Origin of the sequence: Methylobacter sp. (assembly GCF_030680395.1) — a bacterium.
In the GTDB taxonomy this organism is placed as follows: domain Bacteria; phylum Pseudomonadota; class Gammaproteobacteria; order Methylococcales; family Methylomonadaceae; genus Methylobacter_A.
The window spans coordinates 1-26,181 of sequence record NZ_JAUXVR010000037.1 but is presented as its reverse complement, the minus strand read 5'-3'; the positions used below and the strand labels follow the sequence as shown (position 1 = coordinate 26,181).

The 26,181-nt window shown below is 47.7% G+C and carries 26 protein-coding genes; 15 read left to right on the top strand and 11 right to left on the bottom strand.

All coding sequences use genetic code 11. The features are described 5' to 3' along the window. From Q8L79_RS15175 to Q8L79_RS15130, 10 genes are all read left to right on the top strand, one after another. Complete coding sequence (locus Q8L79_RS15175) at positions 1 to 1,155, top strand: glycosyltransferase family 4 protein (RefSeq protein ID WP_305272859.1); 1,155 nt, start codon at positions 1 to 3, stop codon at positions 1,153 to 1,155. Further along, positions 1,148 to 2,260 (top strand): glycosyltransferase, encoded by a 1,113-nt coding sequence (locus Q8L79_RS15170; protein ID WP_305272805.1) that lies wholly within the window; start codon positions 1,148 to 1,150, stop codon positions 2,258 to 2,260. Before Q8L79_RS15175 ends, Q8L79_RS15170 begins: the two co-directional genes overlap by 8 nt. Further along, positions 2,257 to 3,144: a glycosyltransferase family 2 protein gene (locus tag Q8L79_RS15165; RefSeq protein WP_305272802.1), complete on the top strand. Its 888-nt coding sequence runs from the start codon at positions 2,257 to 2,259 to the stop codon at positions 3,142 to 3,144. Before Q8L79_RS15170 ends, Q8L79_RS15165 begins: the two co-directional genes overlap by 4 nt. 10 nt (positions 3,145 to 3,154) lie before the next feature. Then, on the top strand, positions 3,155 to 4,123 hold the full coding sequence (locus tag Q8L79_RS15160; RefSeq protein WP_305272799.1) for an SDR family oxidoreductase: 969 nt from the start codon (positions 3,155 to 3,157) through the stop codon (positions 4,121 to 4,123). 190 nt (positions 4,124 to 4,313) lie between these two features. Continuing rightward, positions 4,314 to 5,333 carry a glycosyltransferase family 4 protein gene (locus tag Q8L79_RS15155; protein WP_305272797.1) on the top strand — a complete coding sequence of 340 codons (1,020 nt, stop codon included), beginning with the start codon at positions 4,314 to 4,316 and terminating at the stop codon, positions 5,331 to 5,333. Between the two features lie 105 nt (positions 5,334 to 5,438). Continuing rightward, positions 5,439 to 7,448 (top strand): nucleoside-diphosphate sugar epimerase/dehydratase, encoded by a 2,010-nt coding sequence (locus Q8L79_RS15150; protein WP_305272794.1) that lies wholly within the window; start codon positions 5,439 to 5,441, stop codon positions 7,446 to 7,448. A gap of 138 nt (positions 7,449 to 7,586) precedes the next feature. Beyond that, on the top strand, positions 7,587 to 8,501 hold the full coding sequence (locus tag Q8L79_RS15145; protein ID WP_305272791.1) for a LysR family transcriptional regulator: 915 nt from the start codon (positions 7,587 to 7,589) through the stop codon (positions 8,499 to 8,501). Between the two features lie 491 nt (positions 8,502 to 8,992). Beyond that, entirely contained in the window at positions 8,993 to 9,385 is a 393-nt protein-coding gene (locus Q8L79_RS15140; protein WP_305272788.1) for a rhodanese-like domain-containing protein, read from the top strand. A 183-nt stretch (positions 9,386 to 9,568) separates the two neighbouring features. After that, positions 9,569 to 11,380: a translational GTPase TypA gene (typA, locus tag Q8L79_RS15135; RefSeq protein WP_305272784.1), complete on the top strand. Its 1,812-nt coding sequence runs from the start codon at positions 9,569 to 9,571 to the stop codon at positions 11,378 to 11,380. A 408-nt stretch (positions 11,381 to 11,788) separates the two neighbouring features. Continuing rightward, on the top strand, positions 11,789 to 12,670 hold the full coding sequence (locus Q8L79_RS15130) for a DUF3014 domain-containing protein (protein ID WP_305272781.1): 882 nt from the start codon (positions 11,789 to 11,791) through the stop codon (positions 12,668 to 12,670). Positions 12,671 to 12,809: 139 nt separating this feature from the next. On the opposite strand, the gene crp is transcribed toward Q8L79_RS15130, so the two are convergent. After that, a complete protein-coding gene (crp, locus tag Q8L79_RS15125) occupies positions 12,810 to 13,466 on the bottom strand; it encodes a cAMP-activated global transcriptional regulator CRP (RefSeq protein ID WP_305272778.1) in 657 nt (218 codons plus the stop codon). Between the two features lie 137 nt (positions 13,467 to 13,603). Here crp and Q8L79_RS15120 point away from each other — a divergent pair, with 137 nt between their 5' ends. Both Q8L79_RS15120 and speD read left to right on the top strand, forming a co-directional pair. Then, positions 13,604 to 14,020, top strand: a complete 417-nt coding sequence (locus Q8L79_RS15120; RefSeq protein WP_305272775.1) for an OsmC family protein — start codon at positions 13,604 to 13,606, stop codon at positions 14,018 to 14,020. A 5-nt stretch (positions 14,021 to 14,025) separates the two neighbouring features. Continuing rightward, positions 14,026 to 14,832 carry an adenosylmethionine decarboxylase gene (speD, locus tag Q8L79_RS15115; protein ID WP_305272773.1) on the top strand — a complete coding sequence of 269 codons (807 nt, stop codon included), beginning with the start codon at positions 14,026 to 14,028 and terminating at the stop codon, positions 14,830 to 14,832. A gap of 52 nt (positions 14,833 to 14,884) precedes the next feature. On the opposite strand, the gene Q8L79_RS15110 is transcribed toward speD, so the two are convergent. Together Q8L79_RS15110 and Q8L79_RS15105 are read right to left on the bottom strand one after the other, a co-directional pair. Beyond that, on the bottom strand, positions 14,885 to 16,102 hold the full coding sequence (locus Q8L79_RS15110; protein ID WP_305272770.1) for a (Fe-S)-binding protein: 1,218 nt from the start codon (positions 16,100 to 16,102) through the stop codon (positions 14,885 to 14,887). Next, the gene (locus Q8L79_RS15105; protein WP_305272767.1) at positions 16,095 to 16,688 is read right to left on the bottom strand and encodes a hypothetical protein; all 594 of its coding nucleotides are present in this window, start codon (positions 16,686 to 16,688) and stop codon (positions 16,095 to 16,097) included. Before Q8L79_RS15105 ends, Q8L79_RS15110 begins: the two co-directional genes overlap by 8 nt. 235 nt (positions 16,689 to 16,923) lie before the next feature. Between Q8L79_RS15105 and Q8L79_RS15100 the strand changes: the two genes are divergently transcribed. The 3 genes from Q8L79_RS15100 to Q8L79_RS15090 all read left to right on the top strand — a co-directional run bounded on the left by Q8L79_RS15100 (position 16,924) and on the right by Q8L79_RS15090 (position 19,129). Next, positions 16,924 to 17,520, top strand: a complete 597-nt coding sequence (locus Q8L79_RS15100; protein ID WP_305272765.1) for a TetR/AcrR family transcriptional regulator — start codon at positions 16,924 to 16,926, stop codon at positions 17,518 to 17,520. A 58-nt stretch (positions 17,521 to 17,578) separates the two neighbouring features. After that, positions 17,579 to 17,851, top strand: a complete 273-nt coding sequence (locus tag Q8L79_RS15095; RefSeq protein WP_305272762.1) for a DUF4242 domain-containing protein — start codon at positions 17,579 to 17,581, stop codon at positions 17,849 to 17,851. Positions 17,852 to 17,953: 102 nt separating this feature from the next. Then, a complete protein-coding gene (locus Q8L79_RS15090) occupies positions 17,954 to 19,129 on the top strand; it encodes a YncE family protein (protein WP_305272760.1) in 1,176 nt (391 codons plus the stop codon). Positions 19,130 to 19,306: 177 nt separating this feature from the next. On the opposite strand, the gene Q8L79_RS15085 is transcribed toward Q8L79_RS15090, so the two are convergent. From Q8L79_RS15085 to Q8L79_RS15050, 8 genes are all read right to left on the bottom strand, one after another. Continuing rightward, positions 19,307 to 20,296, bottom strand: coding sequence for a lytic murein transglycosylase (locus Q8L79_RS15085; RefSeq protein ID WP_305272757.1), 990 nt, complete (start codon positions 20,294 to 20,296; stop codon positions 19,307 to 19,309). A gap of 67 nt (positions 20,297 to 20,363) precedes the next feature. Further along, complete coding sequence (locus Q8L79_RS15080; RefSeq protein WP_305272754.1) at positions 20,364 to 20,861, bottom strand: bifunctional adenosylcobinamide kinase/adenosylcobinamide-phosphate guanylyltransferase; 498 nt, start codon at positions 20,859 to 20,861, stop codon at positions 20,364 to 20,366. Beyond that, positions 20,858 to 21,754: an adenosylcobinamide-phosphate synthase CbiB gene (cbiB, locus tag Q8L79_RS15075; protein ID WP_305272752.1), complete on the bottom strand. Its 897-nt coding sequence runs from the start codon at positions 21,752 to 21,754 to the stop codon at positions 20,858 to 20,860. The genes Q8L79_RS15080 and cbiB overlap by 4 nt, the downstream gene beginning before the upstream one ends. Further along, a complete protein-coding gene (locus Q8L79_RS15070; RefSeq protein ID WP_305272748.1) occupies positions 21,754 to 23,154 on the bottom strand; it encodes a cobyric acid synthase in 1,401 nt (466 codons plus the stop codon). The genes cbiB and Q8L79_RS15070 overlap by 1 nt, the downstream gene beginning before the upstream one ends. A gap of 105 nt (positions 23,155 to 23,259) precedes the next feature. After that, complete coding sequence (locus Q8L79_RS15065; RefSeq protein ID WP_305272745.1) at positions 23,260 to 24,279, bottom strand: aminotransferase class I/II-fold pyridoxal phosphate-dependent enzyme; 1,020 nt, start codon at positions 24,277 to 24,279, stop codon at positions 23,260 to 23,262. A 55-nt stretch (positions 24,280 to 24,334) separates the two neighbouring features. Then, complete coding sequence (gene cobC, locus Q8L79_RS15060; RefSeq protein WP_305272742.1) at positions 24,335 to 24,898, bottom strand: alpha-ribazole phosphatase; 564 nt, start codon at positions 24,896 to 24,898, stop codon at positions 24,335 to 24,337. Continuing rightward, positions 24,883 to 25,842 carry an adenosylcobinamide-GDP ribazoletransferase gene (cobS, locus tag Q8L79_RS15055; protein ID WP_305272740.1) on the bottom strand — a complete coding sequence of 320 codons (960 nt, stop codon included), beginning with the start codon at positions 25,840 to 25,842 and terminating at the stop codon, positions 24,883 to 24,885. Before cobS ends, cobC begins: the two co-directional genes overlap by 16 nt. Further along, a partial coding sequence (locus Q8L79_RS15050) for a hypothetical protein (protein WP_305272737.1) occupies positions 25,843 to 26,181 on the bottom strand: 339 nt, incomplete at its 5' end.

Below are 26,181 nucleotides of genomic sequence, written 5' to 3'. Positions count from 1 at the left end.
GTGGTCAGTTGGCATCCTATTTTAACGGATCATCAGTCATATACGTTGGAAGCGCTGCAACAGGCGGCAAAATGCCCTCTAACAGTGTATGTCGCCAAGACTGAACATCCATCGCGGCAATTACAAGGCTGGGTGAATCGACATGCGGCATCGCTTTCCCCCCAGCTGATTCCGCAAAAAGGGTGGGTCAAGTATATTATTCAGCAGCTTCGGGCGCATCGAGATGCTGTCCATCTTTTTGGCAGTCCATTTGAACAACCGAGGTTGATTGTTACGTTATTGCTGGCCATAGCAATGGGGCTAAGAGTGTTTCTAATCTCGGAGTCTTATTCTCCAATTTCTGCCGGTTATCTAACCGATAAGCATAAACTCATTAATCGGGCTAAAGCATTACTGCGCCCGATTTTATACCGTTTTTATGGTGCGATGCTGAGCCGCCGTATCGCCGGCGTCTTCGCTATTTCACCACTTGCGGCATCGCAATATCGAAGTATCGGCATAGCCAAGGAAAAAATCTTTCCCTTTGGGTACTTTGTGCCGCGTTCTGAACGCCTTCGTTCAGAACCGCCGGCGACCGATTCGAAAAAGACCGGTTTAAGACTGATTTTTATCGGGACATTGATTACAACCAAGGGGTTGGATGTATTGATCGAGGCGGTTAGAAACCTGAATGGAAATGGAGCCGCGGTCACAGTTGATGCTTACGGTTATGGCGATTCCCATCAATTCGATTTCGACCAGTCTACCGTTCGGTATTGCGGCTTGATTCCTTTCGGAGAATCGCAAGCCGTTATTGCCGATTATGACGCTCTAGTGCTGCCGAGCCGATATGATGGTTGGGGAGTCGTCGTTAATGAGGCACTGATGGCGGGAGTTCCGGTTATTTGCAGCGACCGGGTGGGCGCGGGAGCAGTCATTGAAAAGTGGCGATGCGGCGTGATTTTTACCAGTGAAGATGTGTCTGATCTGGCGTGTAAATTGAATGATGTGATCAATGCGCCGGAATATTGGGCAAAAATGCGTCTTGCGGCCCGGAATGCTGGTGCGGCGCTTGAGCCTGACGTGGCCGGTCGTTATATGTTCGATGTGCTCAGAGATGATTTGTCTAACGCAATGCAACCGAAGCCTTCTTGTCCTTGGTATGATTATGACTGAGCACGTCAGGGAAAGAAAGGCGGTTCGTCTTCATCTTACCAATATTGCCGGGCTTGGCGCCGTGCAACTTCTCCAGTCTTTGCTGCCGAATTTTGAGCGGCTGCCGGGTTACAAATTGGAAGCGGTTCACCTGCCGTCTCGGGGCGAGCTTTCCAATTATGAAACCGCTTGTCATGAAACCAAATTGATATGCTACAAACGCTATTTACCCAATTCAATTTCAAGATTGCTGGAATGCACGCTATTCGGCAGCAAGTTTGACGGCGCTACGCCGTTGCTGGTGCTGGGCGATATACCGGTCAGGACTAAAACGAAACAGACGGTTTTTGTTCAAACCACCCTGCTGACGGACGGTGCAAGTACAGGCAGGCAACTTGGCGCTATCAAGTATTGGATAGCGCGTTGGTTGTTCCGACTTAATATAGACTATGTTTCGGTGTTCATTGTTCAAACGGAGGCCATGAAAGCGGCTCTTATTGAAACTTATCCCAAAATCAGAGAGCGGGTACATGTCATTGCACAGCCTGCTCCAAGCTGGCTACTTGAGTCTCAGCTTAAACGCACTCAAAAAAATATTCGTACGGACTCCGGTTTGCGGCTTTTTTATCCGGCTGCAGTTTACCCGCACAAAAATCATCAGCTATTGGGTGCAATTCGAGCTGATCAGGCAAATACATGGCCTGTATCCGAATTGTTGCTTACCATTCCGGAAAACTTGAATCCAAGCCCTGCAATAGCATGGATACATTGTGTTGACAGGCTCGCCCCAAATAAAGTTATAAAGGCGTATGAAAATGCAGATGCACTGTTATTTCTTTCTCTTTCCGAGAGTTTCGGATTTCCGCTTGTCGAAGCAATGTGGATAGGCCTGCCGATTATTTGCCCTGACCTGCCTTACGCCCGAACGCTTTGCGGGAATCAGGCAATTTACTTTAATCCTGAGGATGTGAATTCGCTATATGTCGCTATGGTGGATTTAAGCAAGCGTCTTGATTCAGGATGGTGGCCGGAGTGGTCAGAAAACCTTAAGGCAATACCGCGAAACTGGACGGAAGTTGCTGCTGCGATGTTGAGTCTTGCGACGGCTGAAGGAGAGACGGCTTGAAAACGATAATTGCAGCTTCAGTACACTCTGCGATAAACAATGATCCTGACTGCAAACTTAACTGTCCATCTCAACCGCATAAGGAAGAGGGCGGGTTACGATCCCAAGGCATCTATAAACATTCATTGCCGGGTAAGCCGTTAATCACGGTGATTACCGTCGTGTTTAATGGTGCGGAAACGCTGCGGGACACAATAGAAAGCGTCATGAAGCAGAGCTATAACAATATTGAACATATCGTTATTGATGGTGGCTCCAGTGATGCAACGGTTGATATTTTGAAGCAGCATGATCATATTATTGATTATTGGGTTAGCGAGAAAGATGGCGGAATCTACGATGCGATGAACAAAGGCATATCGCTTTGTTCGGGAGAGTATGTCGGTATGCTAAATTCAGATGATATGTTCTCCGATGAAAATGCCTTGCAGGTCATAGCAGACAGGTTTTGTATGGCGAAAGTAGATGCGGTTTTTTCCGGCCTGAATATCGTCGACAAAAAAAATATTAAAAAAATACTAAGGAAATATCGGGTTGCCAAGCTTAATTCTGTATTACTGCGGATCGGTGTAATGCCTCCCCATCCTACTTTTTATTGTAAAAAGTCTTGTTATGAAGAAGGTGGGATGTATAAAACGAACTATAAAATTGCTGCCGATTTTGAGATGCTGGTCAGGTTGCTAATCAAACAAAAAATATCGTGGTCATTTATTGATAAGGTCATGGTGACTATGCGTTCCGGTGGGCTGAGTAATAGCGGATTTATAACGGGTGTAAAGCTGAATTGTGAAATTGTCAGGGCCTGCAAAGAGAATGGATTGTATACCAACTTGTTATTTCTGGCGTTGAAACTCCCTATCCGATTGTTAGAGTTAATACGGTGAGTTCGGGCGTATGAATGTTTTGATATCGGGAGCTAACGGTTTTATTGGCAAATCGCTCTGCGCTGAGCTGCTTCGGCAAGGACAATTCGTTCGCGCGGCGGTGCGATTGATGCGCTTTGATAATTTACCAATCGAAAATGTTGAGACCACATCAATCGGCGTTATAGATGGCGAAACGGACTGGACCCATGCATTGCTCGATATAAACGTGGTTGTTCATCTTGCTGCACGTGTGCATTTAACAAAACATAATGCAGTTGATCCGCTGGATGAGATGCATAAGGTAAATGTTGAAGGTACTTGGAATCTTGCCCGGCAAGCAGCTGAAGCAGGTGTGCAGCGCTTCATTTTTATCAGTTCGATCAAGGTAAATGGAGAAAGTACGTCGTTGGGGCGGCCTTATACCACTGAGGATCAACCCGTACCGGTTGATCCTTACGGCATTTCAAAGCTCGAAGCCGAAGAGTCGTTACGGCAATTGGCCGATGAAACCGGCATGGAGGTGGTGATCATTCGTCCCCCTCTGGTCTACGGGCCGGGTGTGAAAGCCAATTTTTACGACATGATGCGTTGGCTTGAGAAAGGTGTCCCGTTGCCTTTGGGTGCGATTTACAATAAGCGCAGTTTTGTTGCATTGGATAATTTGGTCGATTTGATTGTAACCTGCATTGAGCATCCGGCAGCGGCTAACCGGACATTTTTGGCAGGGGACGGTGAGGATCTGTCTACTACCGAACTGTTGCAACGTATGAGTAAAGCATTGGGCAAGCCCGCCAAACTGTTTCCTATGCCTATCGGGGTGCTAAAAGCCGCCGCTATATTGTTGGGTAGGCGTGATATGGCGCAACGTTTGTGTAATTCGCTTCAAGTTGATATTAGCAAGACCTGCGATCTGTTGGGTTGGCAGCCTCCTGTGAGTGTCGATGATGCATTGAAGAGAACGGCAGCAGATTTTTTACAAAAATTAAAGGCTGTTTAATTTTTGTAATATTCAAGTTAAGGCATTCAGTTTCTCACTCCGATGCTTTCCTGCGGGATCCATTCTCAGTAAACGCACGGAAATAATCTGCATTATCGGATTTTCGGTTTTGACGACTAATCCTGAGTCGTCTCGGCGATAGCTCCAGCATCAATACTCATACAGTCGTCAATTACTAAACGAGGTACAAATGATTTTTTGGTGGTTTCTTTTGCTAACGAGTGTAGCGTCTTGGGCGCTCACCGGTTTTTTGCGCCGGTACGCCTTGGCGAAGAACTTAATCGATATTCCTAATGAGCGCAGCTCACACTCGGTGCCAACGCCTCGCGGCGGCGGTGTCGCTATTGTGGTGTCACTTCTGGCTGTTCTGCCCCTGTTAAACAAGTTTGATTTGCTTTTTACCCCGGCGTGTTTGGCCTTGTGGGGCGCCGGATTCGCCGTTGCGGTAACCGGTTTTCTGGATGATCATGGACATATTGCCGCGCGCCGGCGCTTATTGGTACATTTTGGTGCTGCGGTTTGGGGGCTTTATTGGCTGGGTGGCTTTCCTCCGCTCACTGCTTTTGGGTATTTGCTGGATTTGGGATGGCTTGGGTATGTGTGTGCGGCGGTTTATATAGTTTGGTTGCTCAATCTGTACAATTTCATGGATGGCATTGATGGCCTTGCCGGTATTGAGGCGATTACGGTGTGTTGCAGCGGCGCTTTGGCGGTCTGGCTGGTTGCGCCGGATTCAACCGCTTGGATGCCGCCGGTTTTTCTGGCTGTAGCCGTTTTGGGCTTCCTTTTTTGGAATCTTCCGCCTGCCCGTATTTTTATGGGAGATGCAGGTAGCGGTTTTTTGGGCATTATGCTGGCGCTGCTTTCTGTGCAAGCGGCATGGATTGAGCCCCGGTTATTGTGGGTGTGGTTGATTTTACTGGGCGTATTCATTGTTGATGCAACCGTTACCTTGTGCCGCCGCGTATTACGGGGAGAGAAGTTTTATGAGGCGCATCGTAGCCATGCCTACCAATATGCGTCTCGCATCCTGGGTGCTCATCGTCCTGTTACATTGGCAGTATGCGCTATTAATGTTTTTTGGTTGATGCCGGTCGCCATCTTGGTTGCATTGGCTAAAGTGGACGGCATTGTGGGTCTCATGGTGGCGTATTTTCCATTATTGTTGTTGGCATATCGTTATAAAGCGGGTGATCGGCAGGCTCAATAAACTTATTGAAATGTAGGACGAGTATCCACAGAGTGCAGGTAAATCAGTCCTTACACAATCGAGTATAATAAAATTGATTATTGCGATAAACGACAGGATTGTTTCATGAGATCACACACGCGCACTTGGTTTATCCTCCTTCCGCGACAAAAGAAGGCCTTTATCCTTATTAGTGCGGATGTATTTTTTGCCATATTTGCCCTTTGGGCCGCTTTTTCTTTGCGCTGGGGAGAGCTGTATATCCCTAAAGACGACGAATGGTATCTGTTTGCTGCGGCACCTGCCATCGCAGTACCGATTTTTGTTAAGCTGGGTTTGTATCGCGCGATTATTCGTTACATAGAGGTCAGGGCGTTATGGACCATAATTCAGGCGACTACGCTTTATGCGCTGGTTTTTGCGTTTGTCTTATATGAATCCGGTATCAAAGGCGTTCCCCGGACGGTGTTGCCGCTAAACTGGTTGAATATAATGCTACTGGTTGGCAGCAGTCGTTTTTTTGCGCGATGGTGGTTGGGAGAGGTTTATTTAAACCTGGGAGGAGGCCGGGGTGTAAAAAGCCACAGCAAAAGAAATGTGGTGATTTATGGGGCGGGAAACGCCGGCGTACAATTAGCTTCCGCCCTAAGCTACGGGCGTGAATTCAGGCCGATTGCTTTCATTGATGATGACGTATTGCTGCAAAAACAAAAGGTCAACGGCCTTCGGATTTATCCCCTTGGCTCGTTGAGGTACTTGATAGAAAGGCATCAGGTTTCTGATGTTCTGCTGGCCATGCCATCGGCTAATCGGGCGCGTAAAAGTGAAATTATTCGGTTATTAGAGCCTTTTGCCATTCACGTGATGTCTATGCCCGGTTTGTCTGATATTGCCCAAGGTAAAGTCACCGTTGATGCATTACAGGAGGTTGATATTGCCGACCTGTTGGGGCGCGACGCTGTGGCGCCCGATCAATCGCTGCTGCATGCCAATATTGCCGGAAAAGTGGTGATGGTAACCGGCGCAGGAGGGTCTATCGGCTCCGAGCTTTGTCGGCAAATTATCCGCTTGCAGCCGAATTCGCTGATTCTTTTTGAAATAAGCGAGTTTGCGCTTTATGCGATAGAAAAGGAGTTGCAGCATCTGTTAACCAAACGCCGCGCCGGTTCCCGACTGGCTGACGGCATGCACACCATCGCCGGCGATATAAACATTGCTGAGGAAATAAAGCTTATTCCTGTATTAGGTTCGGTCACGAACGCTAAGCGTTGCGAAAAAATATGCAATACTTTCAAGGTGCAAACAATCTATCATGCGGCGGCTTATAAACATGTGCCGATGGTCGAAAGAAACCCGGGCGAAGCGATCTGGAACAATATCTTTGGAACTTTGTATGCGGCACAAGCAGCGATAAAGGCTGAAGTTGAAACCTTTGTGCTGATTTCAACGGATAAGGCCGTCAGACCAACCAATACCATGGGCGCGACCAAGCGCTTTGCTGAACTGATTTTGCAGGCACTCAGTTTAAATGCTGTTAATAATCCTAAAACCCGTTTTACTATGGTGCGGTTTGGTAATGTGCTAGGATCCTCCGGATCCGTTGTGCCGTTGTTTAAAGAGCAGATAGCAAGAGGCGGGCCGGTAACGGTTACCGACGAAAGAATCATCCGCTATTTTATGACCATACCTGAAGCGTCGCAGTTGGTTATTCAGGCGGGGGCAATGGGCCATGGCGGCGATGTGTTTGTGCTGGATATGGGTGAGGCTATTCGTATTGTTGATTTAGCCAAGAGAATGATCCATTTGAGCGGCTTGGAAATCAAAGATGCAGAGCATCCCGACGGCGATATCGAGATTAGCTTTACAGGTTTAAGGCCTGGAGAAAAGCTGTATGAAGAGCTATTGATTGGCGATAATGTTTCAAAGACCGATCATGCAAGAATTATGCGCGCACAAGAGCACGTTATTCCCTGGGCCGAGTTGGAGAAAATGCTGGCAATACTGGAACAAGCAACAGAAGACGATGATTTTGAGCGGGTCAGGGGTATTTTGGCCGATGCTGTTACAGGTTTTATACCGCAGTGTGAAATTGAAGACGTGTTGTGGAAAGAAGATAGACGGCTTGTGAATGGATAAAAGCGATTTATGTAGTCAACTATGCAAGGATATTTGTTGGATACAATATGACGTATAATCAATTTATTATTTTAATTGTAAGAAACAATCGGCTTTGTTAAAGCGGTCATCCTTTTCAGGATTTAAAGAGAAAACCCAATGGATAAATTAACCAGCATGAACGTTTTCGTTCGCGTCGCAAAGGCCGGAAGCTTTGCTGGCGGTGCGCGTGACCTGGATATTTCCAGAGCCATGGCAACCAAACATATCATGCATCTTGAGGGTGTGCTGGGTACGCGATTATTCAACCGAACTACGCGCAGCTTAAGCCTGACAGACGTGGGTGCATCCTATCTGGAGCGATGTCAGCAAGTATTGCTTGAGGTTGATGAAATGGAAGCCGCGGTAACGCATCTGCAGACTGAGCCCAGAGGAATTTTAAGAATCAGCGCACCGCCGGTAATCGGCTCGACTCATATCGCTCATGCAGTGTCTGAATTTCTGAAAATACATTCCGATTTAACCATAGAGATGATTATACAAAGCAGCCCCGGCGATTTGGTCGATGAGGGGATTGATGTTGCTATTTTTCTGGGGGCTTTGGACGATACCAGTATGTTTGCCCGGAAATTAGCCAGTTCGTCGTTGGTTGTTTGCGGATCGCCGGAATATTTTGCCAAATACGGTATTCCCGAGACCCCGGAAGATTTGGAAAATCACAGCTGCCTGGTTAATTGGGCCATTGCGCCGAGAAATAAATGGCTTTTCAAAGGCGAAGCCGGATACACAGGGATAAATGTTTCCGGAAGGATGCAGGCCAATGTTGCGGACCCGATACGAATCGCGGCAATTAGCGGCTTAGGGCTGGTGATGTTACCCACTTATATCGTGGGCCGGGATATTGAAAAGGGCAGGCTGCAAGTTGTTTTGGAAGATTATACGTCGCCGCCTTTGGACGTTCATGCGGTATATCCGCATCGAAAGTATTTGTCCGCTAAAGTGAGGAGCTTTATGGATTTTTTGCAGGAATGGCTGGAGCATCGGGTTAGTGTTGTGCCGCCGGTAATGGAATGACAGAGTCGATTGGCAGAGCATTTTGGCGGTGATTGCCTGATATTTTATTTATTGTGATGAGTTATATAACGGCTTATGCGGCTTAGGTAATGCTTCCGTTTCTGCTCATGTCCCACTCGCATCCCTGTAGATAAGGGCTAAGCATCAATACCTGACAAGAAAAACTTACCCATTGTTGGTTTATAAAATCAGTTTTGACGTCATTGTCATGAGTCGGTTTCTTGACCGTGGCCTAGGGGATGAGATAATAGGCAAATACAAGCCGGATGGATTGTTGGTTTATCGGACTTTTATGCGAGAAAAAGCAGAGGCGTAGAATGAACTGAACGTAGAGTGATGCTGATAGTTTTATCACAGTGATGCGCTTCGTGCCCGTAACCTAATAGCCTTGACGCATGGACGCAGGAGGTACGACTCCATGGATGGGGGAGGTAGAGCAACGCAGGGAGCAGTTGCCGAGAGCGCCAAAACGCACCTAGAGATTAAACAAAATGATAGAAAATTTGGATCCACAACAGGCATGGGATTTGTTACAAAATAATTCCGATGCCGTATTAGTGGATGTAAGAACAAAAGTTGAACATTCCTTTGTAGGCCATCCTCCAGGAGCAATATCAATTCCCTGGAAGGAAGCGCCTGATTGGCAGGTTAATTCACAGTTTGTTGCCGAAGTTAAAAAAATTGTAATCGATCGTAATGCGCCTGTTTTATTGCTTTGTCGTAGCGGCCAACGTTCGTTGGATGCGGCAAAAGCGCTGGAAGAAGCCGGTTATCAATTGCTGATTAATATTGTCGACGGTTTTGAAGGAGCCTTGGATGAACACAAACATCGGGGCAATCTTGGCGGTTGGCGCTTTCAGGGTTTGCCTTGGGAGCAGAGTTAATCTTATATTCAAATTGGACCAAGCAGGGTGCGTCCAACAAAATCTAAACAGCAGTCATGACGGCATGTCGTCCTTTCTTTCCCCGCAATTAACCCATTAGGGTGCTTTCGCACTCATCATGCTTAAAAGAATGCGCACAACGCATTCTACATTTGTTTATTTAAACCTTTAGAGTACATAAAAGTGATCGAAAAATTAAGAAATATTGCAATTATTGCGCACGTTGACCATGGTAAAACGACCCTGGTCGATAAATTATTGCAACAGTCAGGCACGTTTGCCGCTCATACTAAAGTGACTGAGCGCATTATGGACTCTAACGATATTGAAAAAGAGCGCGGCATTACCATTCTGGCCAAAAATACGGCACTGGATTGGAACGGCTATCATATCAATATCGTCGACACCCCGGGCCATGCCGACTTTGGCGGCGAAGTGGAGCGGGTATTATCGATGGTTGATTCGGTATTGTTACTGGTCGATGCGGTGGACGGCCCTATGCCGCAAACCCGATTTGTGACCCAAAAAGCGTTTGCTTTGGGCTTGAAACCGATTGTAGTTATTAATAAAATTGACCGTCCGGGCGCGCGTCCGGACTGGGTTGTCGATCAAACTTTCGATTTATTCGACCGTTTGGGCGCAACCGATGAACAATTGGATTTTCCTATTGTATTTGCCTCGGCAATCAATGGCTATGCCGGTTTAGAGCACACTATCACCGGCGGCGATATGACTCCGCTATTTGAGACGATTGTTTCCAAAGTCAGTCCGCCTGCCGTCGATATGGACGGCCCTTTCCAAATGCAGGTGTCCAGTCTGGATTACAACACCTACACTGGCGTTATCGGTATCGGTCGGATTCAGCGCGGCACTATAAAGCCCAACATGCCGCTGGTTATTGTCAATCGGGAAGGTGTCGAGCGTAAAGGTCGTATGCTGCAGGTTTACGGCTTTCATGGTTTGGATCGCGTTGAAGTTCAAGAGGCCCGCGCCGGCGATATTATTGCCTTTGCCGGTATCGAGAAGCTCGAAATATCAGATACCATCTGCCATCCCGATAGCGTAGAAGCAATGACACCTCTGTCGGTTGATGAACCGACGGTAACCATGACTTTTCAGGTCAATAACTCGCCGTTTGCCGGACGCGAAGGTAAATTTGTTACTACGCGCCAAATTCGCGACAGATTAGACAAAGAATTGCAACATAACGTCGCGCTAAAAGTTGAAGATACTGGAGACCCTGATAAATTCAAAGTATCAGGCCGTGGTGAGTTGCATTTGTCGGTATTGATTGAAAACATGCGCCGCGAAGGCTTTGAAATGGGCGTATCGCGTCCTGAAGTTATTCTTAAAGAAATTGATGGTAAAAAGTGCGAACCGTTTGAAATGGTCACCATTGAAGTGGAAGAAATCCATCAGGGTACGATTATGGAAAAACTGGGTGAGCGTAAAGGTGATTTAACCAATATGGTTCCTGACGGCAAGGGGCGTATCCGTTTGGAATACATGATGCCGTCACGTGGTTTGATCGGTTTCCAAACCGAGTTTATGACCGCTACTTCCGGTTCCGGTCTGTTGTACCATGTATTCGATCATTACGGTCCGATGAAACCGGGCGAAGTCGGTAGTCGTTCGCGCGGCGTGCTGATTTCAATGGTTGCAGGTAAAGCCGTTACTTATTCATTGCATCCGCTACAGGAGCGTGGCGAGTTGTTGTTGGTGAATGGTGATGAAGTTTATGAGGGCATGTTAGTTGGCCTGCATTCACGTACCAATGACTTAACGGTTAATCCCTGCAAACCAAAACCACTGACTAACGTTCGCGCATCGGGTACCGATGAAAGTTTGGTGCTGGCCAGAATTCAAAAAATGACCCTGGAGCAAGCGCTGGAATTTATTGCTGAAGATGAATTGGTTGAGGTCACGCCAAAATCAATACGCTTGCGCAAAAAGTTTTTAACTGAAAATGAGCGTAAAAGAGCGTCCAAGGGATAAGGCAAAGGTCTAGTCGTGTTGGCTTGCCTGACCGGGCAAGCCAACACTTAATTTTGAATTAAAAAATATCAGTAAACACAGGTAACCTGCCGGTGCACCCTTTATGTCCGCCTTGGATTGTAAAGGTAACTTTGAATGTCAAATCAGCCTGAATTCTTTGGGCGACTTCAACTCATAAGCCTAATAATTCAGTTGAGCTTCATCCCGTCACAAATGTTCAGTATAAGCGCGAAAAAATTTCGATTTCCGCCTTTCTCTCATCCAGCAAGCACAGTATTTTAATAGCTTTTAATGCGAAAGATTCATCAAAGCAGAGGATTTTCAACGATTTTTTTGTTATTACACGCATAACGAGCCCGTTCACATAGGTATATAATCGCGTGAAATTATACGCATGAGGTTTTGCACATGAATCGATACGAGCAGGTTAAAGATAAAAAAATCGGCGGGGGCGTGATCCTGGCGGCGATTATGTTGATCGTTTTGACGAGCGCAGGATGGTTTTACTTTAAGCATCTGCAAAGCGATGCCGTAACAGAACCTGAAACACGAATTTTAGCGCTTCCTTCCGGCTCAGGAGAGACGAGGACAATTGATCCTCTGGCTGTCAGTGAAGCGATAGATGGACCGGCTACGACAGAAGCCGCTTCTGGAGTAGCGACTGATAATATTGTAGAGCTAAATCAGGACACCTCATTTATTTTGCCCGATCTTGATCATAGTGATTCATTGTTGCGAGAGGAAATGACCGGTCTTTCTCCAGCGCTTGCCGGGTGGCTGAATACTGACCAGCTGATCAGAAAATACGTTGTTATTTTTAACGACTTTTCGCAGGGATTGCGGCTTGAAAAACATTTGCGCTTTCTTAAACCGGATCAGCCGTTTGCAGTCGATCAGGATAATGAGAACCTATTTATCGCCATCAAAAGTTATCGGCGCTATAACCAATTGGCGGCGGGAATAAATGCGCTGGATATACAGGCAACGTTGGCAGTGTATAAAAAGTTCAGGCCGTTATTGTTACAGGTTTTTAGGGAGTTTAGTTATCCGGATGAACACAGTCTGGAAGATATTTTTACCAAAGCGGCGGCGGTAATTCTTGCCGCACCTGTTAGAGACGGGCAAATTGCATTGGAAAGGCATTCGGTACACTATAAATTTGCCGATCAACAACTTGAGGCATTAAACCCGGTACATAAACAGATGCTACGCATGGGGCCGGATAATACCCGCATCATCCAAAATAAGTTGCGATTGTTTGTTGCTGGCTTGGTTAATCTAAAAGAGTAATTTTATGGCTTGAGTGGCTACGCTACCTAAGGCGGATCGCCGGAGGCGCAAAAAACAGTTGCTTTAGATCAGGAGCAAGTTGCTGAGACAAGCATTAACTATGGAGTTAGCGCTCCCGGGTAAGGGGAGTTTTCAGTTGTTACCTTGTACCAAACACCACAATGGTTTTGCCGTGCGCGGTAATCAGTTTTTTATTTTCCAGTTCTTTTAAAACGCGCCCGGCCATTTCTCTTGAACAACTGACCATGCGACCGATTTCTTGTCTGGAGATATGCAGTTGCATACCATCAGGGTGTGTTATTGCCTCGGGACTTTTACACAAATCGAGCAAGGTTCGGGCGATTCGCCCTTCTACATCCATAAACGCCAGGTCACGTAAATTACGGCTGGTATTTAATAATCGTGTCGATAATTGCTCACCAATCATGAAAAATATGTCATGTCCATGCTCCATGAGGTCTTTTTTCAAGATTTGACGAAGTCGGTCGTAGCTTATTTCCGCCAAATGACACTCACCACGTGTTTTAACGCTGACTTTTCGCGTTTCAGTCGCTTTAAAAACGCCAATTTCACCGATAAATTCATTCTTATTTAAGTAAGCGAGAATCAGTTCATGCCCACCTTCAGCGTCGTCCACGCAAACGCTGACCGATCCGTTTATGATAAAATACAAGCGGTCGCCTATATCGCCAGGCCGAATAATAGTGGTTTTGGCCGGATATTTTTTTATATGGCAAAAGCGTAAGAAATGCTCCAGCGCTTCTTTATTGTGGTTTTCCTGGACTTTAAGTGTCATAGCAACAATTCATTTGTTATCAGTGCTGTAGTAAGATCATCTAACAATGCAGGATTTTAACAAAAAAATCAACATTCTTACTCTGATACTAAGGGTTTTTATGCTACTCTATGCGTCATTTTTAACCGGGAAAAAAAATGCAAGTAACAGTTAAATGGGTCGATGGTGTGATGTTCGTCGGAGAAACCGGCAGCGGGCATGCTGTAGTTATGGATGGTCCTCCCGACCACGGCGGTCGTAATATCGGTATGCGTCCCATGGAAATGCTTTTGCTGGGCGTCGGTGGTTGTTCGTCTTTTGATGTGGTGCAGATTTTACAAAAAGGCAGGAATAACATTGTTAACTGTGTGGCTGAGGTCACCGCCGAACGGGTTGATGCCATCCCGAGCGTGTTTAGCAAGATCCATCTGCATTTTATTGTTACCGGCCATAATTTAAAGGCATCGGCTGTTGAAAGAGCGGTAAAGTTATCCGCAGAAAAATACTGCTCTGCATCCATCATGCTAAGCAAAGCGGTGGAAATCACCCATGATTTTGAAGTTATCGAGGTTTAACTATTTTGAATAAATTGCAATTACACGGCTTTAACAATTTAACAAAGTCGCTCAGTTTCAATATCTATGACATCTGTTACGCACCGGCTGAACAGCAACAGGCTTATATCGAGTATATCGATGAAGCTTATAATGCCGATAAACTGACCCAAATCCTTAAAGACGTTGCCGAGATCATCGGTGCACAAGTTCTTAATATCGCCCGTCAGGACTATGAGCCGCAAGGCGCCAGCGTTACCATGCTGATCTCCGAGGGCGAAGCGCCGCCGCCGCCCAGCATGAATAGCCAATCGCCGGGCCCATTGCCTGAAACGGTATTGGGGCATCTGGATAAGAGCCATATTACTGTCCACACTTATCCTGAAAGTCATCCCGATAACGGTATCAGTACCTTTCGCGCCGATATTGACGTTTCAACCTGCGGCCGGATTTCGCCGTTGAAAGCGCTCAATTATTTGATTCACAGTTTTGAATCCGATGTAGTGACCATGGACTATAAAGTGCGTGGTTTTACCCGTGACATTTCAGGCAGAAAGCATTATATCGATCATAAAATCACGTCTATTCAAGACTATATTGCCTTGGATACGCAAGAAAGCTATCAAATGATTGATGTGAATGTGTATCAGGAAAATATTTTCCACACCAAAATGATGCTGAAAGAAACCGAGCTGGAAAACTATTTATTCGAAAAGGAATGCGACTTGTCCGCCGATCAAAAAGCGGAAATAGAAAGTAAGCTGCATAAGGAAGTGACTGAAATTTTTTACGGTCACAACTATCGTCAGCGTTATGAAGAAGTTAAGGCTTAATTCTTGATCGAGCGAGGGCGACTTTCTGGTCGCCCTCTGGTTTTGTGGTTTATTAGTCAGATTCTTCACATTTTAATTGCCGCGCAATTAAAGTAATCGGATGAAGTACTTCCAACGCTACTCCCCGTTCTCTTAATCCCGCCGAGATATGCAATGCGCAGCCTATGTTGGAGCTAACCAGATACTCTGGGGGATGCTCTAAAGCTGCTCCCAATAAGTCACTTAACAACGCTTGCGCCATTTGCGGATGATCCAGCATATAACTGCCCGCCGAACCGCAGCATTGAATCGCCGCAGGTAGTGAGGTTATTTTAATGCCAGGGATTTGTTGCAGCAGCTTTAAGGCCCCTTGCTCCTCGCGCATGACGTTTTTTAACGAGCACGGCGTATGCAGGCACACCGAGGCGGCTAATGGCATCAGTCGGTCGCTGAGATCGCAACCTGATTTGATTAAAAACTGACTGATATCAACTACCTTTCCTGCAAACTCAGCCTGCTGGTATTCCTGCATCTGACTGCCGCAACCGCTGGCGATAGTCACTATCGCATCCAGGTTTTTATCGGCAAAAGCGCTGCAATTGGTTGCAGCCAACTGCCCGGACATTTCATTATCGCCGGCATGCAAATCCAGCGCGCCGCAACAGGTCTGCTGTTTGGGTATGGATACATTAAATCCCGCCGCGGTTAACACCTCGATTGCCGCATTGACGGTCTCATGGTCCAGCAATGACCCCATGCAGCCTATAAACAAGCCTACATTGCCCCTCGCTTCGGTAGTTGCCGGGTAATGCGACGCCAAAGGTGTCGGCTCATGATACCCGGGTAATAGGCGATCAATTTTGTCGAGTCTTAATAATTTAGGTAATTTTAGGAATCGCGCCGTTTTTTGCAAGGCCGTGGTTTGATAGAGCTTTAAACCCGACTGTGCCAGACGACCGGCGGTTTTATTATGGGATACTCTTTTCAGCAGCGACACTGCCAGCGTAGTATCCCGTTCGCCCTTTATTTGTTCACGAAAATCGTTAACCAGCCGTCCATAAGGCACTACCGCAGGACAAACCCGCTCACAGGAGCGGCATAACAAACAGTTGTCGATATGCTCAACCAGATTTTTTGATGTTTCCAGGTGCCTGCCTGCCCAAGCTTGAATCAACGCGATGCGGCCGCGAGGCGATTCGTTCTCGTTTTGGGTTTTATTGTAGGTGGGGCAGTGCGGCAGACATAAGCCGCATTTAACGCAAAGATCAGCGTCGGCTAATAAATTATTCATGTTTTTGTGCGGAGATTGCGTCAATTATTTCGGAATATTCGTCGGTTTTGGGTCGATATAAAAACAGCCCCAGCGCCGATAGGCCGGTGAATATATGTAGGGTGTTGAAACCATCGCCCAGTACAAACATGACCAGGCCAAAAATGCCGATAACTTCAATCAACGACATGGAGACGATGATAGTCACCAGATAGCGGATTTTTGCCTCGGCAATTGCTCCCTGCATTGCTCTCGGCAACTGCTCCATGCGTTGCTCTACCTCCCCCATCCATGGAGTCGTACCTCCTGCATCCGTGCAGTCGTCGGCAACTGTTCCATGGGATGCGTAGGAACTTGGCATGGTCTGATTCAACCGAAGCTGAATGTGCCGGATCAGGTTGGTCAGCGGAAAAGTAACAATGGCAATAACATAAAATATCGTTCTGAGCAGCACCCGCTGAGCTTCGGGCAACGGCTGTTTCAGCTGTTCGTTCAAGATATGACAGATAATAATATAAGCTGCCAGCATCGCAAGCATCATGCCTACAATGACCCAAGGCAGGATAAGATCAGACTTTAAATGTTCGCGTTCAACCTGGTTTCCCATGTTGTTTCCTGTTAAGTGGATATAACGGTCTATGATACCAAACCCTGTTGCTATGGGGCTTGAATTTGTTGGGCCTGAAAAATTGCCTGACTCGGGAAGGGCACGAAAATCTATCAAAAATATATCGGCGAAGGGCGAAAAACAGACTTTAAATTCCGGCGACTTGATTGCCTTTTGCCGGTTTAAACATAAAATATTTTGACAATATGAGACAACCGGTCGTATTATTTCCACCATGTTAATCATCACAAAAAAACAAATTAACCGGGAAAACTTGTTAAATCAGGGTGTAACCTTGCTTATGGAGCAGGGCTATCACGGCACCGGACTGAAAGAGATTCTGGATGCGGTGCAGATTCCAAAAGGCTCTTTTTATAATTACTTCGGCAGCAAAGAAAATTTCGGTGCGGAAGTCATTCAGCACTATATCGAGCCGTTTATTAAGCAATTGACCGCGCATTTGCAACAGTCTGAGGGTGACGCGCTTGGCGCGCTACAGCGCTATTTTAATGAGGGAATTGCAGAGCTTGAGAAAGCGGACTTCAAAGGCGGCTGTCTGCTGGGTAATTTAATGGGAGAAATCGGCGATACCAGCGATCTTTGTCAAAAATCGCTGCAATCCGCCGTCAACCGTTACCGGGATTTGTTGCAATTAGGCTTGGCTAAGGCACAGCAGCAAGGTACGGTTAGAGTCGACAAATCGGCTGAAGACATGGCCGACCTGCTGGTAAATACTTGGCAGGGAGCCTTGTTAAGAATGAAAATTGAAAAATCCTCCGCACCGCTTAAACAGTGTTGTCAGGATTTATTAGGGGATTTTTTTAAAGCGTAATTTTGATTGCGTTTTAAAAAGCCGACCCATCACTTTAACAATCAACCAGGAGACACACATGCCAAAATATATTATTGAACGCGAAATTCCCGGCGCAGGTTCATTAGCTTATCGCGAGTTACAAGACATTTCGCAAAAATCATGCGGCGTTCTTTGCGAAATGGGGCCAAAAATTCAATGGGTGGAAAGCTATGTGACTGACGATAAAGTCTATTGTGTCTATATCGCGCCGGATGAAGAAACGGTTAGAGAGCATGCCGAAAAAGGTGGATTCCCGGCTAATCGGATTTCGCAAATCAGAACCATCATTGATCCCATCACCGCAGAATGATCCGACGCCTGTCGTAAGCACTTGAGGCGACAAGAAAAAGGCCGGATCGGGTCGCTCACAGGCCCTCGGTCCGTCAGCTAACAAATAATCAGAGGAATTACGATGAAATTAAAAAATGCAATAAGAGCTGTTCGCTCCGTGTTTGTTTGTACCGCACTGCTTAGCCCTGCGCTGGGATACGCGGAAATATTGGCGATGGTGAATTATGAAAGCAAGCCGGGCCAAACTCCAAGACGTGAAGGCATCGCGATTATCGATGTTGATCCTGCATCGAAAAACTTTGCAAAAGTCCTCAATGACATTCCGCTGCCTGCCGATTTAGTCGCCCATCATATTTTCTACAACAAAGACCTGAGTAAAGCTTACATCACCTCTTTGGGCAACGGCGCGCTTCATGTAATGGATATGACGCATGTTCCTTATCGACCCAAAAAAATCGATGTGCCTGACTGTAAGGTCGCTGAAGACGTGGTCTTCTCAAAAGACAACAAGACTTGGTACATGACCTGCATGGGTTCAAGCAACGTGATCGTCGGCGATGCGCAAACCGATAAGCAGATCAAGGTGATTGCCGCCGATGCGGAAAACGCTTTCATCCGTTATCCGCACGGCATCAGCATCAATGACGACATCGACCGCATCATCGTCACCAGCACTGTGCGCCCGTCGGATCTCGGCGATGCGGGCGAAACCGTGACCGTTATCGAGGCTTCCAGCGGCAAAGTGTTGTCCAGCCATAAACTGTCCGATAAACCCTCTCCTTCCGGCGTGTCGCCCGTAGAGGCGGTTTTCCTACCCGAATCGAATCCGCCAATGGCTTATATAGATACGATGTTTGGCGGCGCGCTTTGGACGGCCACATGGGATGCGGGCAACAAGAACTTCGATTTCCAGCAAGTATTCGACTTTAATTCCGTCAAACAGAGCGTACCATTGGAAATCTACTTCAATGACAAGCACGACCGCATGTACATCACCACCGCAAATCCCGGCTATTTCAATATCTTCGACATCAGCGAATCCGGGCTGAAACCGACCTTAATAAAGGCCATACCCACTGCGGGCGGCGCTCACCATGTGGTACTTTCGCCCGATGAACAATATGCTTTCGTACAGAACAGCTTTTTAAACCTGCCTGATATGAGTGACGGCTCAATTACCGTAATCGACCTGAATAAACAGGAAGTAAAGGCCACTATCGATACGCTGAAAAAACAAGGGCTTAACCCTAACAGTATTATCATGATGCCGAGATGGCATCATGATGTTGCGCATTAAAAACGGCGTAGCCCGGAATAAGGCTACCCAAGCGTAGCGCGAGGTCGCGTTTCCGGCTTGTTGAGCAGTGTATTGCCGGAAACGCCAGCTCTTGCTGGCGTTCGAACAGGTTTATTCCGGCCTGCGGCGGCATATTAACCGTGAGAAGAGGGTCTGCTTTTACTCACCATTTGCAACTTACAAACGCCGCTGCTTAATAGCCTGCGCCAATTGATGCACCGCCATCGCATACTTATCGCTGTTATTGTATTTCTTGATCACCTTAAAATTGGGGTGGACGCGCCAGTATTCACTGCCGTTAGTTGTACCCAGTTCAATGGTCGATCCGCCGTTATAGCTTTTGGTTTGATCCGCTACCGGCATGTTGTTTTGCCAACCGTTACGCGAAAAATAATGCGCTACGCTGCCGATTGCATCGCACTGATCCCAAAGATTACGGTGTCCATCGTTGTTGAAATCAACCGCCAAAGTACGGAAACTGCTGGGCATAAATTGACCTAACCCCATTGCTCCGGCCCAGGAACCGACCGGCTGAAACGGCTCGTAACCTTCCTCGCGGGTCATCAGCAAGTAATTTTCCAGCTCCGTGGTAAAAAATTTGGCGCGTCGTTGGGTGTCGAATGCCAATGTAGTCAGGGCATCAAAAATACGCGTTTTGCCGATATTGCGGCCAAAAAAAGTTTCCACGCCGATAATCGCAACAATATATTCGGGGTCAACACCATAAGTAACGCTGGCTTTTTGGATAGAATCCGCATTGTTACTCCAAAAGGCTACGCCATTATTGATATGTGCCTCGGTAATAAATTGCTGGCGGTAGCGTGTCCAGCCCCCAGTCTTGGGGTGGGCAGGTTTAGGGCCGTGGTATTGCGGTGGATTTTCCAGACGAACAACGTAATCCAGGCGTTGGGCCTTGGAAAACAAGTTGTTTAAATAGCTTTCCGAAAAGCTGTGTTCAAGCACCATGTGCCGGATAAAGTTCCGCACAGCCAATGAGTTGGCGTAAGTCCCGGTTAAACCCTGAGCTTGATGTTCAGTGACATGAGCAGGGATGGTGACAGTATTGTGATAAGGTACGTCGGTTTTAATTGCCGGATTGTTGGCACATCCGGTAAGAGTCAGTGTTAAAGCCAGTTTAAATAAGCGTTTATAGCCTGTGTTGTTCACGGTGGTCTCTTTAGTAGTTAAATATATTATCGATACGGAATTTATTTATCTTTTGCATCACGAGCATCTATTTCATTTTCATCGTTAAGCCGGCACTGCAAAAAAACACCCGATCGCAATGCTGTCCCATTAATTGAGCGGCTTTGCCTGACAAGTCAACAAACTGCCTGGCCAAGCGGTTGTCGGCAATGACGCTCAGTCCGACTTCATTGTGCACCAGCACCATGTCGCAAGATAACTGTAGCACTGCTTCGAGTTCTTGCAAGATGTCCGCTTCGGGGATTTGGTGATAAAGCTGGTTGTTCAGCCACATCGACACGCATTCGATCAATACCGGTCCCCGGCATTTTTGTAATACTTCAAACAGTTTAACGGGTTCTTCGATAGTGACAAATAAATCTTGGCGGCGTTGTTGATGAATGAGTATTCGTGCCTGCATCTCATCATCAAAAAACTCGGTAGTCGCCAGATAATACGGTTTACCTGTTATAGCTTGTTCCAAAATATACGCTTCCGCCAGCCGGGACTTGCCGCTTTTGATGCCGCCTGTAAACAGTGTTTTCATGACAGCAGGGCTCCGGCGGTTAAAAGGCTTAGAACGATTAGATTAATGCCGGCTTTCATTTGCAATGCTTTGGTTAATGCGGATTTATCGACCGGATTGACGGGCAAGCCCAGCATCGGTTTGTGTTTGATTTGGCCGTGATAACTGGCATCGCCGCCCAACGCAATGCCCAAGGCACCGGCCATCGCCGCAATAGGGTAGCCGGCATTGGGGCTTTCCAGTTTATTGCCGTCGCGCCATAAACATCGCCAAGCGCGTTGTTTGTCTTGTGCCAATAAAACGATTAGCAATGCGGTCAGTCGGGCAGGAATGTAATTGGCAATATCATCGACTATGGCCGCCGTTTTTCCAAAATAAAAATAACGTTCGGTTTTGTAGGCAATCATCGAATCCATAGTGTTGATGGCTTTATATACGGCAATCCCCGGCACGCCGAACAGCAACAGGTAGAACAGCGGTGCGATAACGCCGTCGCTGAGGTTTTCCGCCCAGGTTTCCAGTCCGGCTTTATAGATTTCGGTTTCGGTCATATCCTTGGTATCGCGGCTTACCAGATAGCTTAAGGCCTGTTTGGGTTGTTCGGCGGTTAACAGTGCGGCGACACTTTCGTGCAGCATGTTCATGGCCAGGCCGGTGGAGGCGAGCACCGCCAAAACCATCAGCGACAACCAGCCCGGCAAAAGGCCGCACAAATAAACCAGAGTGACGCTTATCAATAAGGTCAGTGATATTAATCCGCTCACCAATAACGCACCGGGCAAAATCCGGTCACTGTAAAAACGTCGCTCAAACGCATTAATAAAATCACCCATCAATACCACCGGGTGTTTGCAGGGAAGTTCGCCAAAAACCATATCAATAAGATAAGCCAAAGCCGCCAATTCAAAAAACATCAGTCCGCCTGTAACGCTTGCAAAATGGCGGCTATATCCAGGTTTTCCGCGACCATATCGGCAAAGTCCTGAATTTCAGCCTCGCGATAATGCGAATAGACATAGCCCTGATATTGCGGATTGATGGCGTTAAAGTAATCGGTCCGAAACGCATCGTCATCAAAAATCCCATGCACATGGGTTCCACAGAACAGGTCGCTCTGATAATACAGCGGATACTTGTCTATGCGGCCGCAATGGATTTCATAGCCGCTGATCGCGGGATATGAAAATAGCTGATACTGTCCGCGTGCAAGTATTTTAGGATTTTGATAGAGCACTGTTTCGTCAATAAAACCAAAGCCTATTTCCACTGAAGCGACTTCATGCTCAAGTGCATCAGGATCGTGCAAACTTTGACACAGCATTTGATAGCCGCCGCAGATGCCGAACACCGGCTTGTTGAATTGTAAAATCTCCTTGAACAAGCCCTGATTTTTTAGCCATTGCAAATCGCGGATTACGGTTTTACTGCCCGGCAACAGCACCATGTCGAAACCTTCCAGCGGGCGGTAGGCGTGGATCAGTTCGACATAAAGTTCAGTGTCGCCCATCAGCACATCGAGATCGTTATAATTACTCAGGCCCGGATAGGCGATAACTGCGATGCGGATTTTGGCATCGTCCAGGCGCTGCTGATAATTGCGCAACGATTGGGAATCTTCCATGTCGATATTCAGCGGCTTAAACGGCAGCACGCCTAAAACGGGAACGCCGAAGCGCTCGGTGATAATCTTTTCGCCTTCATCGAAAAAACGCCGGTCGCCGCGAAACTTGTTGATCACTACCCCGATCAGATTGCTGCGCATGACCGGGTCCATCAGTTCCAGTGTGCCGTGAATCGACGCAAACACGCCGCCGCGCTCGATGTCCGCCACCAGAATGTTTTTGGTATTGAAGCTGTTGGCGACAAAGGTGTTGGACAAGTCCTTGTTCAGCAAATTCAACTCGACCGGGGAACCGGCGCCTTCTGCAACGACCAAGTCATAGTTCTGCTTAAGCACTGAAAAGGCCTGCTTGACCTGCTGCTTCAAATTGTCGATTTCAGCATAATAGGCAACAATCGACTGGTTTTGATAAACCAAGCCGTTAACAATCACTTGTACCGAACCGTTGCCATGCGATTTAAGCAGCACCGGGTTGAACAGGTAACTTGGCTCCACCCGCGCGGCTTCGGCTTGCAGGCATTGAGCCCTGGAAATCTCCCGACCCTCTTTAGTGACCGCAGAGTTATTGGAGACGTTTTGCGCCTTGAACGGTGCGACCTTTAAGCCACGATCGGCAAAAATCCGGCACAAGGCCATGACTAGCGTGGTTTTTCCGGCGTCCGAACTGGTGCCGAATACGGCTAATGGTTTCATTGATAGTTTTTGTTAAATGAGAAGAGCTTTGCACCACGAAGACACGAAGGACACGAAGAAAAAAATATAAAACTTCGTGCTCTTCGTGTCTTCGTGGTGAATTTTTTATTTTTTAACATTTTTAAAACTGTGAGCAAGTTGGGCAATTGCTTGCTCATCCTTGACCGCAAAACGCACATGGCTTTTATCCAGCCCCTCGAAGTTGTCGCAGACGCGAATTAAAATCCGCGACGGTTCCAATTGCGCCTGCAACCGGTAACCATCACCGCCGCTCGCCATGCGAGCCAGCAAAAAATTGGCCTGTCCCGGATAAATCTTGTCGAACAAACCGGAATCTTGCAGCGTTTGATACAGCAAATCGCGTAAATGCGCGGTCTGTTGACGGGTCTGCTCAATAAAAGCGGTATTCGCCAGCGCCTGCTGCATATAGGCCATGTCCAGGCTGGACAGTTTCCACGCAGGTTCAAAGCGTTGCAGTTTCTTTATCGCCGCTGTTGCCGCCAGAATAAAGCCGATGCGGATGCCGGCGCAGCCGTAAAACTTGCTTAACGATTTGATCACATAAAGTTTATCGTAATATGTGATGTGTTTTGCCACCGAACCGGCTGGACAAAAATCAAGAAACGACTCATCAATAATAATAGTGCAATCTGCGGCCTGCCATTTGTCCAACAACGCGTGCAGGTCGTAAAGTTGGCCGTCCGGCGTCGATGGATTAACAAAAATCACCGTGCTGTGTTTGGGAATGTCCGCCATCAGTTGGCTGAACCGGTCGATGTTATACACATTGCAACCCAGTTCCCCGGCAATATGCGCATATTCGCCATACAAAGGCGTATATAAAACCAGGTCTTTCGGCTGCAAGCCGCGCAGCAAGGCGAAGATGGCGGCACTCGCACCGTTAAACAGTTCAAGATCAACGTCCACAGGAACAGGATAGCGCTGATCGATTGCCTGCTTTAACAAGCCGTAATCGGGATCGGCATACGGTGTAAGCTGAACATTTTGCAGACAACTTAAGTCGACCGCCTGTACCGGGTTAATGTTGGCCGAAAAATCCAGCACCTGTTCCGGCAGGCAGCCGAGTTTCTGGGCGAACTGATAAATATTGCCGCCGTGGTTCATTTATAACTTAAGTATTTGCCAACGCGAACTTTGTAACGAGTACCAATGCGGTTCATTATAAATTGATGTACTCGATGTAAAGGTAATCGTCAGCCTGCCGCAGTTTATGCGCGGAACCCGAATCGATCCGCAGTTGAAACGAATTGGCCAAGGGCAGGTTTAAAGCGCGCGCCAGCAAAGCGCGGATGACGCCCGCATGGGTTATCACCAAAACCTGTTTTGCTTCAGTGGTTAACAAATCCTGCCAAAAGCTACCCGTACGCTGATACAAATCTTCAAAATTTTCGCCTTTGGGCGGTGCGGCGGTCACAAAATTATTCGTCCAATGCTGCAACACAGCGGCGTCAATGTCGTTAAAACGCTTGCCTTCCCATTCGCCGAAATCAAGCTCCTGTAAGCGGGCATCGGTGATTACGGTGTCTGAAAATGTTTCTGCCAGTTGCAGGCAGCGAGTTAAGGGGCTGCTGAAAACGGTGCAGTCATCGTCAAACTCGGGCAGTTTGTCATGCAGGCTTGCCATCTCGTCGGGAAAACTGTCCGCCAGGGCAATATCGCTTTGGCCGTAACATAGACCCGGATCGGTAGCGGTTTGGGTGTGGCGAATTAAATAAATATCCATAAGGCACTCATGCTTAAATAAAAAATAGTCTCGGCAACTTGTTGGCTTGCGCCCAGGCAATCGCCGGTGTAGCCGTCGATGCGGCGGTAAAAATAATGTCCCAGCAGTACGGTCGCAAGCAGTGCCGGAATGATTGCCAACGCGCATACTGCAGGCAGCAACGCCAGCGGCAACAACGCGATAACTGCGGCAAAAGTCAATTCCCGGAAGTTGGGTTGATAAACCGCGCCCGATGCTTTGCTGTCATTGCCACGCGCATAAGTATAACGCTGCATCAGCAACAGCGGCGACAAGCGGCTGATGCTGTGTCCGGCCAGCAACGCTAAAGGCACTATGGTTGTAGGCATTGCGATTAGCACGCTGATCTTCAACAACAGTATCAACAGCAGTCCGATAAATCCGTAAACCCCGATATGGGAATCTTTCATGATCTCCAGAATGCGTTGTTTATTCATGCCGCCGCCGAAACCGTCGCAGACATCGGCAAAGCCGTCTTCATGCAATGCGCCGGTCAGCAAAATGCCGGCGGTTAGCGCCAGGATCACCGCCGTAGCTTGAGGCCAAAGCAAACCAGCCAGATAAAATACCAAAGCGCAGATGCCGCCGACCAGCCAACCGACCAACGGCAAGTAAACCGCTGCCTGAGGCAGCCGTTTGTAATCCAAGGCTGGAGGATGGGGCAGGCGGTCGCATCGGTTCCCTACCGATTGCGACACTTCTGACCTCCATGGATGGAGAAAATGCCGCCGACTGCCGGGAGCAGTCGCGGTCGCCGTCCCTGGCAGGCGGGTGTAAAAGCTGAGGGCTAGAAAAAATAGCATCTTAGCGTTCCCACGTTCCAGCGTGGGAACGCATCCGGCAACGCTCCAGCGTTGCCAAACGCGACGCCGGAGCGTCGCTAACTGCATTCTCACGCGGGAGCGTGGGAACGATGGTATTTTCATTTATCTCGTTCCCATGCGCTGTGTGGGAATGCAGTCAAGGCGCGCTACGCCGCGTAAAGCCTTAGTGCGCGATTCGGACTGTGGTTGTAGTATTTCAGGACGTAGCGCGTCCTGCATGGGTTCCCACGCAGCGCGCTCGTCGTTATACACATCTCGACGTAGGCCGGAATAAGCCTGTCCGCGCGTTAAGCGCAGGACTGGTGTTTCCGGCGCTCCGATTGCCGGAAACATCCGCCCTTGCTGACGCCGGGCGGACTTATTCCGGCCTACATCCAGGGCCGCCATTTCAGCTTTCATGCCTAAATGACGGTCTTGAACAGACTTGTGTATAACGACGAG